This window comes from Streptomyces odonnellii (assembly GCF_000981895.1).
Lineage (GTDB): Bacteria > Actinomycetota > Actinomycetes > Streptomycetales > Streptomycetaceae > Streptomyces > Streptomyces odonnellii.
The window spans coordinates 46,269-56,786 of the sequence record NZ_LATD01000220.1; the positions used below are offsets into that span (position 1 = coordinate 46,269).

General features: G+C 70.7%; 9 protein-coding genes. 7 read left to right on the plus strand and 2 right to left on the minus strand.

What is annotated here, in order from left to right; translation table 11 throughout:
* Positions 1-125: 125 nt before the first annotated feature.
* Positions 126-1,151 (minus strand): LacI family DNA-binding transcriptional regulator, encoded by a 1,026-nt coding sequence (locus WH07_RS20895; RefSeq protein WP_046502141.1) that lies wholly within the window; start codon positions 1,149-1,151, stop codon positions 126-128.
* Positions 1,152-1,266: 115 nt separating this feature from the next.
* Between WH07_RS20895 and WH07_RS20900 the strand changes: the two genes are divergently transcribed.
* The 6 genes from WH07_RS20900 to aac(6') all read left to right on the plus strand — a co-directional run bounded on the left by WH07_RS20900 (position 1,267) and on the right by aac(6') (position 8,627).
* On the plus strand, positions 1,267-3,948 hold the full coding sequence (locus tag WH07_RS20900; protein WP_106409641.1) for a PA14 domain-containing protein: 2,682 nt from the start codon (positions 1,267-1,269) through the stop codon (positions 3,946-3,948).
* A gap of 260 nt (positions 3,949-4,208) precedes the next feature.
* Positions 4,209-5,129, plus strand: coding sequence for an NADP-dependent oxidoreductase (locus tag WH07_RS20905; RefSeq protein WP_046502178.1), 921 nt, complete (start codon positions 4,209-4,211; stop codon positions 5,127-5,129).
* 2 nt (positions 5,130-5,131) lie between these two features.
* Complete coding sequence (locus WH07_RS20910; RefSeq protein WP_046502146.1) at positions 5,132-5,887, plus strand: GNAT family N-acetyltransferase; 756 nt, start codon at positions 5,132-5,134, stop codon at positions 5,885-5,887.
* Positions 5,888-6,022: 135 nt separating this feature from the next.
* Positions 6,023-7,531 carry an SDR family NAD(P)-dependent oxidoreductase gene (locus WH07_RS20915; protein WP_408645882.1) on the plus strand — a complete coding sequence of 503 codons (1,509 nt, stop codon included), beginning with the start codon at positions 6,023-6,025 and terminating at the stop codon, positions 7,529-7,531.
* Positions 7,532-7,845: 314 nt separating this feature from the next.
* A complete protein-coding gene (locus WH07_RS40425; RefSeq protein WP_198533844.1) occupies positions 7,846-8,016 on the plus strand; it encodes a hypothetical protein in 171 nt (56 codons plus the stop codon).
* 137 nt (positions 8,017-8,153) lie between these two features.
* On the plus strand, positions 8,154-8,627 hold the full coding sequence (gene aac(6'), locus WH07_RS20920; RefSeq protein ID WP_046502149.1) for an aminoglycoside 6'-N-acetyltransferase: 474 nt from the start codon (positions 8,154-8,156) through the stop codon (positions 8,625-8,627).
* Between the two features lie 91 nt (positions 8,628-8,718).
* Here aac(6') and WH07_RS20925 read toward each other — a convergent pair whose 3' ends face one another.
* The gene (locus WH07_RS20925) at positions 8,719-9,291 is read right to left on the minus strand and encodes a DUF1990 family protein (RefSeq protein ID WP_046502152.1); all 573 of its coding nucleotides are present in this window, start codon (positions 9,289-9,291) and stop codon (positions 8,719-8,721) included.
* Positions 9,292-9,613: 322 nt separating this feature from the next.
* On the opposite strand from WH07_RS20925, the gene WH07_RS20930 reads away from it, so the two are divergent.
* Positions 9,614-10,518 (plus strand): DUF6777 domain-containing protein (locus WH07_RS20930; protein ID WP_052744490.1); only part of this gene is annotated, 905 nt, incomplete at its 3' end.

Below are 10,518 nucleotides of genomic sequence, written 5' to 3' on the forward strand. Positions count from 1 at the left end.
ACGGGAGGTCAACTCGTACGGTCGATCGGTGCGTTGAGAGTGCGTTCAGAGTGTTCGGAAGGCTTTTTACATCGTTGTACGAGACCTGTAAACCCCTCCTGCCACAACAGCCCGCCGGCCGGCGGTCATGGCCGGCCGAGGGTGCTCTCCCGCTCCACCAGGGCGAAATCCGCCCGGAGTTCACGTGCCGAAGCGGCTTCCGGGGCCGTCGTTCCGCCGCGCAGCCGCTCCACCACCGACTGCACCGCGAGCCGGGCGATGGTGTGCTTGTCCGGGGAGATCGTGGTCAGGGTGACCGTGCCGTAGCGGCCCTCGGTGATGTCGTCGAAGCCCACCACCGCGACATCCTCCGGCACCCGCAGCCCGCGCTCCGACAGCACACGCATCGCCCCGATGGCGATCAGGTCGTTGTACGCGAAGACCGCGTCCGGCAGCGCCCCGGAGTCCAGCAGCCGTGCCATCGCCGCCGCGCCGTCCGCGTGGTCCCAGCCGCCCGTCGGCGCGACGAGCGAGTCCGGCGCGGGGATCCCGGCCGCCGTCAACTCCGTACGCCAGCCGCGCAGTCGAAGCTGTGAGGGTTCGTTGACGCGGTCCGTGCGGGCGCCGAGGAAGGCGATCCTGGTGCGGCCGAGATCCAGCAGATGCCGGACCGCGGTCCTGGCCGCCGCGACATTGTCGATCGCGATGTGGTCGTACGGCAGGCTGTACTCCCGCTCGCCGAGCAGCACCAGCGGCGCGTCGTGGTCGCGGCCGAGCAGATCCTCCGGCTCCAGCTCGATCGGGCTCAGGATCAGCCCGTCGATGACCCGTGCCCGGAACCCCTGGCTGACCAGGACCTCCTGCTCGCGCCGGCCCCCGGTGTGATCGAGCAGCACGGTGTACTCGTGCTCCGCGGCCACATCGATCACCGCGCCCGCCAGCTCGGCGAAGTACGGGTTGCCCAGCTCGGGCACGGCCAGCGCGAGAATGCCCGTACGCCCCTTGCGCAGATGACGGGCCGTCAGATTCGGCCGGTAGCCCAGCTCGTCGATCGCCCGCTGGACCCGCTCCCGCATCGCCGGTGTCACATGGCGGTAGTTGTTGACCACGTTCGACACGGTCTTGATGGAGACGCCCGCGCGCTCCGCGACATCCTTCAGGCTGACGTTCATCGGCACTTCCCCTCCGGAGCGGCCCCCCCCAGGATCCGCCCCCGCCCAGTTTGTACAACGTTATATATGGCGCCGATCCGCACTCCGTCAGGACCCTGGACAGCGGACGAACGGCATGCTGTCATGCCAACTGCCGCTCCTTCCAACGTTGTACAGACTGTCGTCACGAGCCGCAACGAGCCGCCACCCTCAGCTTCAAGGAGGACTTGTGCGCATCCGAAGAAAACTGGCCCTCTTGCTCGCCGCCGTTCTCGGCGTCGCGGGACTCACCGCGGTCCCGGCCGCCTCGGCCGCCACCGACGATCCCGTCGAGGCCCGTGGCCTCAAGGGCGAGTACTACACCCAGTCCGCCCCGGGAGCCTTTGACTTCCATGAGCTCAAGGCAACCGCCTTTGACCCCGCCATCGACTTCGGCAACCTCGAACCACGACTCACCGCCACCACCGGACGGGCGGACGATGTCACCGTCCGCTGGACCGGGAAGGTCGTGCCGGAGACCAGCGGCGCGCACACCTTCTCCATCATCGGCGACAACGGCTTCCGGCTCTGGATCGACGGCCGCCTCGCCATCGACCACTGGGTCGACGACTGGGACAGGGAACAGACCGCGCAGCCCATCGAGCTGACGGCGGGTCAGGCGTACGACATCAAGGTGGAGTACTTCGAGCACTACGGCGGCTCGAATCTGCACCTCAGGTGGACCGAGCCCGGCGGTACGAAGCGGCCGGTGCCCCAGTCCGCCTTCCGGCTCCCCGACGGCTTCGCGTACGACGGGGCCCTCGCCGCCACCGTACTGCCCGACGGCCGCACCCTCCGTCTCGACTTCGCCCAGAGCCTCGCCCGTCCGCCCGCCGGGCTCGCCGCCCATCTCGGCGCGGTCATCGGCGGCGCCGTCTGGCCGCTGGGCTCGGTGAGGAGCGACCCCGCGGACACCCGGCGGCTGCTCGTGAGCCTCAAGGAACCGGTCGTCGGCAAGGGCGGCACCGCCGATGTGCGGTACGACGGGACAGGCGGGCTCGTGGCGAAGGAGGGCAAGCCCGTCGAGGCCTTCTGGAGCAGCGGACCCAACACCTCCACCTATGAGCTGAGCACCCCCTGGGCCAAGGACGTGGGCCCGGGCAACGCCCATCCCGAGTACCCCAGGCCCCAGTTGACCCGTGACGCCTGGCAGAACCTCAACGGGCGCTGGGAGTTCGCCGCCGCCGAGGAGGGCGAGCGTCCGCCCGTCGGCAGGACGCTTCCCGAGCGCGTCCTCGTTCCGTACCCCGTGGAGTCGCAGCTCTCCGGTGTCGAGCGGCACGAGGACCGGATGTGGTATCGCCGTACGTTCACCGTCCCGCAGGGCTGGCGGATCGGCGACGGCAAGCGGCTCCAGCTCAACTTCGACGCCGTCGACTGGCAGGCCGAGGTGTACGTCAACGGCACCGAGGTCACCGAACACAGGGGCGGTTACGACCGGTTCAGCGCCGATGTCACCGACGCGCTGAAGCCCGGCCGTACCCAGGAGCTGATCGTCGGTGTCTACGACCCCACCGACGCCGCCGACGGCGAGAACCCGCCGATGGGCAAACAGCGCCTGGACCCCAGCGGTATCTGGTACACGGCGTCCTCCGGCATCTGGCAGACGGTCTGGATGGAGCCCGTCGCACCCGACCACGCGGACTCGCTCAAGCTGACCCCCGATGTGGCGGGGGAGCGGCTGGCCGTCGAGGTGCGCGGGATACGGGACGGGGTGCCGGTCACGGCCACCGCGTACGCGGGCGGGCGCAAGGTCGGCACCGCCACCGGCCGCACCGGCGCGCCCCTGAACGTGCCCGTCCGCGATCCACGGCTCTGGTCGCCCGACGACCCGTACCTCTACCGGCTGGAGGTGACCGCCGGCACGGACCGGATCGGCAGCTACTTCGGTATGCGCTCGATCGCCGTGGAAACGGTCGACGGCGCCCCGCGCACGGTCCTGAACGGCGAGCCGGTCTTTCTGATGGCCACCCTCGACCAGGGCTTCTGGCCCGACGGGCTGCACACCGCGCCCACCGACGAGGCACTCGCCTACGACCTGAGGACACACAAACGGCTGGGCTTCAACTCCGTGCGCAAGCACATCAAGGTCGAACCCGACCGCTGGTTCTACTGGGCCGACCGGCTCGGCCTGCTGGTCTGGCAGGACATGCCGGCGATGAACACGGTCAACCCGGACGCGGAGTCCCGCGCCCAGTACGAGCACGAGATGAAGGAGATGATCGACCAGCACGCGAGCAGCCCCTCGGTGATCATGTGGGTCACCTTCAACGAGGGCTGGGGCCAGTACGACCAGGCGCGCGTCGCCGATCAGGCCAAGGCATGGGATCCGACCCGGCTGATCAACAACATGAGCGGCCTCAACTGCTGCGGCGCGGTCGACGGCGGCAACGGCGACATCGCCGACGCGCACGGCTATCCGAGCGCCCAACTGCCCGCGCCCGACGGCAGAAGGGCCCTGGTCAGCGGCGAGTACGGCGGTCTCGGACTCGCGGTGCCCGGCCACGCGTGGCCCGTGCAGCACACCTATGTCGGGGTCGACCAGGCCGCGTACACCGACGAGTATCTGGCGCAGCTCGACAACGTCAGATCACTGGCCTGCCGGGGGAGCAACGGCGCGGTCTACACCCAGATCAGCGATGTGGAGGGCGAGTTGAACGGACTGCTCACCTATGACCGTACGGTGCTGAAGCCGGACGCGGAGCGGCTGAGGGCGGCGCACGAGGCGCTGATACGGGACGCCTCCGATCCGGCGTCGATGGAGTGCGCGGGCTCTTGATCCCCGCCTCCGGAACCGGCTGAACGGCCCTGGTCCGCCCGCGTGTTGGGCGGACCGGGACCGCTCCGGTTTGGTCACGACCCGGCCGTTCGCGCTTACGGACCGGTCATTCGTACTCGCGGACCGTAGTGGTCCGGGGGAAACCGCCCTTCGTGGCCGGCCGTGGGAATAGTGATCCGGCCCGCCGCCTTGCACACTCTGTTGTGCCGGGCGGCGGTCCGGTGTGATCGGCAGGAACGAGGAGCCCCATGCCCAAGGCCATCTCCAAGGCGTATGTCCATACCCGGCACGGCGGTCCGGAGGTGGAGACCTTCGCCGACCTGCCCGTTCCCAGCCCCGGCCCGGGACAGCTCCTGGTGGCGGTCCGCGCGGCCGGCGTGAACCCCGTGGACTGGAAGCTGCGCAACGGCTATGTCAGGCCCGGCTCCGCGCCCGCCGAACTGCCCGCCGTCCTCGGCAGCGAGGTGTCGGGCGTGGTCGAGGCGACGGGACCGGGAGTGGAGGGCTTCGCGGTCGGGGATGCGGTCTTCGGATCCACGCTCACGGGCGGTTACGCGGAGTACACCCTGCTGCCGGTCGCGGTCACCGCGCACAAGCCCGACGCGCTCTCGTTCACGGACGCGGCCACGCTGCCGGTCGCCGCGGCCACCGCGTACGACGGGCTGCGCCAGGCGGACCTCGCGCCCGGCGCCACGCTGCTGATCACCGGCGCGGGCGGGGGAGTGGGGGTGGCCGCGGCACAGATCGCGCGCGGCCTCGGCATCCGTGTCGTCGGCACCGCGAGCGCGGGCAAGAAGGACTTCGTCGAGTCCCTGGGCGCCGTCCATGTCCCGTCGGGCCCCGGCCTCGTGGAACGGATACGCGCTGTGGCGCCCGACGGGATCGACGCGGTCCTGGACCTGGTCGGCGGCGACGATCTGCGGGCCGTGGCCGAGCTGGTGGCGGACCGTACGAAACTGATCAGCGCGGCCGACAAGGGCACGGTGCCCCGACTGGGCGGTGCGGCACTGGTACGGGCCCGTACGGCGGAGGTCCTCGACGAGGTCGCCAAGCTGGTCCTGGACGGCACACTGCGCCCGTATGTGACCCGGACCTTTCCGCTGGACCGCGCGGACGAGGCACTGCGCGCGGTGGAGGAAGGCCATGTCCGGGGCAAGATCGTGATCGAGGTCGCCGCGTGAGCATGTGGTCCGACGGCCCCGAACCGTCCCCGCACCCCCTCGACAACCCCGCCCGTTCCGCGCTGACCGGGCCGCAGGCGCACTTCGCCGAGCGGCGCGGCCGACTGCTGCGGTACCAGCCCGAGGTGTCGGTCTGGGTGGCCCTGCCCGGCACCGGCGACGACACCGCCGCCGAGGACTGGGCCGACGCCGCCGCGCTCGCGGGGCCCGGCGGAACCGTCGGGCTCGCGGGCTACGGCGGGCCCTCGCCCGACGGCTGGGAGGTCACGTTCCGGGCGGACGGGGTCCAGCTCGTGGACGCCGGAGTGACCGCGGCGCCGGACGAGGAGGCCGTACACCTCGGCGCCGCCGATGTGCCCGAGATGCTCGACCTGGTCGAACGCACCCAGCCGGGCCCCTTCCTGAGCCGCACCGTCGAGATGGGCACCTATCTCGGCATCCGCCGCGGCGGCGCCCTCGTCGCGATGGCCGGCGAGCGGATGCGCCCGCCGGGCTGGTCCGAGATCAGCGCGGTGTGCACCGCCCCGGAGTTCCGCGGCCAGGGACTCGCGGCCCGGCTCGTCCTCGCCGTCTCCCACCACATACGCGCCCGCGGCGAGATCCCCTTCCTGCACGCCGCCGCGAGCAATACGAACGCCATCCGGCTCTATGAATCGCTGGGCTTCCGCCTCCGCCGGAAGGTCACGTTCCTGGCGTTGCGCGTCCCGGGGGCCCCGGAGGAGGGCGACCGGCGGCCGAGCATCGGACAAGCCGGATAAGATAGCGGGATTTTGTTGACAGACGGCCCGTCGGTATGCTCCTGACCTGCGGGGATGCCCGCGACGGCAGAAACTCCCGCACACGGGACCCCGGCGTACGGGCGAGCTACGAGCGATCGAGGAACGGCAGCGGCGATGACGGTGACAGAGGGCGGCCCCACGTACGGCGAGAGCCCGGCGTACGGCGGGATTCCGGCGCAGGGCGGGGACCCGTCGTACGGTCCCGGTATCGACCCCGAGCGCATGGCCGTCTGCCTGAGCGTGCTCGGCGAACTCGACCGGCTGGAAGTCGACCACCCCGACGCGATCGCGGTCCGGCGCGCCACCGCCGGTATCTACCGGACCGTGAAGCAGCGCCGCCGCCAGGAGCGCAGGGCCGCCAAGACCGCCCATGACAAGGCCGTCACCGAGGCCACCGCCACCGGCTCCGCGGAGCGCATCGACGACGAGACCCAGGGCCTGCTTCCGTCCTCCTCGGTCACCGGCGAGATCGCGGGCATACTCCAGCGTCCGCGCTCCTGCTACATCTGCAAGACCCGCTACACCGAGGTCGACGCCTTCTACCACCAGCTCTGCCAGGGCTGCGCCGCCGAGAACCGTGCCCGCAGGGACGCCCGTACCGATCTGACGGGCAAGCGCGCGCTGCTCACCGGCGGGCGGGCCAAGATCGGGATGTATATCGCCCTGCGGCTGCTGCGCGACGGGGCGCACACCACCATCACCACCCGTTTCCCGGGCGACGCCGTACGCCGTTTCAAGGCGATGCCGGACAGCGACGACTGGATCCACCGGCTCAAGATCGTCGGTATCGATCTGCGTGACCCCGCGCAGGTCGTGGCCCTCGCCGACTCCGTCGCCGCCGAAGGCCCGCTGGACATCCTGATCAACAACGCCGCGCAGACCGTACGCCGGTCACCGCAGGCGTACAGCGAACTCCTCGCCGCCGAGTCCGCGCCTCTGCCCGCCGGTGAACTCCCGGCCTCGCAGGTCATCGGCGCCTTCGGCAGCGGGGCCCAGGCCGTCCTGCCCGCCGCGGGCAGCGAGGCCCTGAGCGCCGCCGAGGTCACCTCGCTCGCCCTGGTCGGCGGCTCCGCCAGCCTCGCCAGGATCGAGGCCGGTACGGCGATCGACGCGGGCGGGCTCGTACCCGATCTGCACGACACGAACAGTTGGGTGCAGACCGTCTCCGAGGTCGACCCGGTCGAGCTGCTCGAAGTCCAGCTCTGCAACTCCACCGCGCCGTTCATCCTGATCAGCAGGTTGCGCCGGGCGATGGCGGCCACCGCGGCCCGGCGCGCCTATGTGGTGAACGTGTCCGCGATGGAGGGCGTCTTCAGCCGCGGCTACAAGGGCGCCGGTCATCCGCACACCAATATGGCCAAGGCCGCGCTGAACATGCTCACCCGTACCAGCGCCCAGGAGATGTTCGAGTCCGACGGCATCCTGATGACCGCCGTCGACACCGGCTGGATCACCGACGAGCGTCCGCATCCGGACAAGATGCGGCTGGCCGACGAGGGCTTCCACGCGCCGCTCGACCTGATCGACGGAGCCGCGCGGGTGTACGACCCGATCGTGCGCGGCGAGTCCGGCGAGGACCTCTACGGCTGCTTCCTCAAGGACTACGCGCCCGCCAACTGGTGACCGAACAGTCCGGCATGCACTGGCATTGCCCGGTACCGATCGGTACCGGGCAATGCCGGACAAGGCCAGGCAATGCCGGGCAATCGGCAACTCATAATCGGCCGTTTGCTCGGAACCTCACCCGAATGTGAACCCGATGGAGCGGGCAGGCGCTCATTTGGTTACTCTGGGAGGTACGTACGGCCACGCAGGGGATACATCCCCGACGGCCGCGCGGGGACAGGCCCTCTACCACGGCTGCGGTCCCGTCAACGAAACGGCGCCACCGCGACGAATGCCCTGTCCCAGAGTTACGCGACACAGAGGAGCGCGCGGTGACACCAGAAACGACCAAGCGGGAAAAGAGACCGGCGAAGACCTCCGAGCCCAAGAAGGGCCCGGAGAAGATCGGGAACCTCGAAGTGTGGGCCAGGTCCGCCCCCATCCGGCTCGCCGGTTACGAGGACGACCTCGCGGAACCGCACATCCTGCCGGGCATCGACTGAGGAACACCGGCCGTCCCGTATCCCTGTCACCCCAGGGGTGCGGGGCGCTTCGCTTGCGGCGCTCAGGTTTTGGCTCGCTTTGGTCGGTTCGCTCGTGAGTGCTGAAGGTGCCTTCACCGCTCGGGGGGAATGAGGGCATGGAACTGCGTGGGAACGAGGTCGTGCTGCGCACGACGGCAGAAGGGGATTCCGAAGTCCTCGACAGGATCCTGAGAGAGCCGGAAGTCGCGGCGTGGTGGCCGCCCCTGGACGACTACGAGGGCATGCTGGCCGTCGTTTTCGGGGGTGAAGTCATCGGAGCTGTCACGTTCGACGAGGAGACCGACCCCGAGTTCCGCCGTGCCGGCATCGACATCTTCCTGACAGCGAGCCATCACGGGAAGGGGCTCGGCGCCGACACCGTGCGCACGCTGGCCCGGTGGCTGCTTCAGGAGCGCGGCCATCACCGGCTGACCATCGATCCCGCCGCGGCCAACACCGCGGCGATCCGCAGCTACAGCAGGGCCGGGTTCAAACCCGTAGGGATCATGCGGGCGTACTGGCGCGACCGGCGCACCGGCACGTGGCAGGACGGGCTGTTGATGGACCTGCTGGCGGATGAGCTGACCTGACGCGGTGCGAAGACGACCGCGCGCTCGCCGCACACCGACAGACTGCGCGGCCGCGCCGGGGGGCCGTCCGTCGGGGAGGCGAGTCCGGCGGTCAGGAACACCCGCGACGAGCGGTCCGTGACGCAGGTGTCACGGTCGCCTCGGTCCGCGCGGCGATCCGGCGCAGCGTACGGCCCAGCCATCGCGCGTACGTGAGCTGGAGCACCGGCACCAGCGGGCCCGCGAGCCGGGTGTACCACCGGGCCGGCCGGCTGAACGCCATCACCGTGAACCACACCGAGCCGTCCTCCCGCAGCTCGACGACAAAGGACTCCTCGCCGCACTCGGGATGCCCGGGCAGGGTTCCGTAGGCGAATCCGGTGCGGTCCTTCTCGTACGCCGTCCACACCACCCGGCACGGAGCCCTCAGCCGCAGCGGGCCCAGCCCGACCGAGACCTCCACGGCGGTGCCCGGCTCGGCCCAGGGCGCTCCGGCCCGTACCCTCGCGCCCGAGCGGCGGTGCAGGGCCCAGGTGGTGACCGCGGCTCCGGCGGTGTCGAAGACCGGGCGGCCCCGGCCGATCCTGGTGCGGTGGTGGAGATGGTGGTATCCGTCGGGCAGCGGACCGAGCCGGGTCGCACCGGTCTCTTCGTAGCTGAGTCCGAGAGTGTCGGCGGGCTTCATACGGCGCTCCCCTCGGCGAGTGGACGCCACCGGCGGCGTAGTGGGGTCGGATCCGGTACGGGAGCCGCGTACGGCGGCTCGGACGGGCATGGCCCGGTGGGTGCGGCCGACAGTGCGCCGGGCACTCCGGTCCGGCTGACCAGCGCGGACATCCTTCACCACCCCCGCACTTGAACGCGTTCAAGTTCTGTGATCACTCTAGTGCCACTCCCTGAACGCGTTCAAGTCCCGGATGTGCCGCGCCCGTTCCCGCTTGCGGGGCGGTGGGTGATCCGGCAGACATGAAGAGGTCATTCCTGGATGAAACAGGCGGGAGATTTCGGTGCGCTCACCCAACCGTCGTCGGCATGCCACGCTTGCCGCGCTGACCGCCGGCATTCTGATCACGGCGGGGTGCGGCGGGGACGGTGACGGAGGCACGGATCCGCAGAGCAACGAGCTGTTCTTCCAGCCGGTCATGGACCGGGGCCCCGACCCCTTCACCGAGTCCACCGCCGTCGCCCCGCCCAAGACCAGTGCCAAGAGCCGGGCGGTGGCCAGCCCCCAGCCGCGCGGCGGCGACTCGTACAACGCGCACAACGAGAACAGCTCCGGCCGGACGGCGCGCGCCCTGCCGGGCTCCACCCCCGGTCTCTACAGCGGTATCCAGGCCAACGCCAGTTGCGATGTCGACCGGCAGCTCGGTCTGCTGACGGAGGAGTCCGCCAAGGCCGCCGCCTTCGCCAAGGGCGCGCGGGTCAGCCGGGACTCCGTGACGCGGTTCCTGCACGGCCTGACCCCCGTCACCCTGCGTGCCGACGTCCGGATGACGAACCACGCGTACCGGAACGGCGGCCCGGTCGAGTTCCAGTCCGTACTCCAGGCGGGCACCCCCGTGCTGGTGGACAGCCACGGCCTGCCGAGAGTGCGCTGCACGAGCGGCAGTCCGCTGCGGCCGCCCATCGTGGCCCAGGGGTCGATGATCCATCGCGGGACACCGTGGCGCGGCTACCGGCCCGAGCGGGTCGTCGTCATCGACCGCACCACCCAGCCCCTGAGCAGCCTGATCCTGGTCGACACGGCCAGCCATGAGTGGGTCGAGCGGCTGACCGGCACCCGCGGGGAGGCCGACGGGAGCCCTGGGGTCGTCCCGGCGTACGGGCCGGACGCCGACATCACCGATCCGGACGAGGTGAAGACACCGACGGAGCCCACCGCCGCGGCCGTGCCCCCAGGACCCCCCGCGCC

Excerpts from the sequence above, each read along its gene's own strand:
- WH07_RS20915 (WP_408645882.1), top strand. The coding sequence starts at position 6,023 with ATGACGGTGACAGAGGGCGGCCCCACGTACGGCGAGAGCCCGGCGTAC.
- WH07_RS20900 (WP_106409641.1), top strand. The coding sequence starts at position 1,267 with ATGCTGTCATGCCAACTGCCGCTCCTTCCAACGTTGTACAGACTGTCG.
- WH07_RS20895 (WP_046502141.1), bottom strand. The coding sequence starts at position 1,151 with ATGAACGTCAGCCTGAAGGATGTCGCGGAGCGCGCGGGCGTCTCCATC.
- WH07_RS20910 (WP_046502146.1), top strand. The coding sequence starts at position 5,132 with ATGTGGTCCGACGGCCCCGAACCGTCCCCGCACCCCCTCGACAACCCC.
- WH07_RS20925 (WP_046502152.1), bottom strand. The coding sequence starts at position 9,291 with ATGAAGCCCGCCGACACTCTCGGACTCAGCTACGAAGAGACCGGTGCG.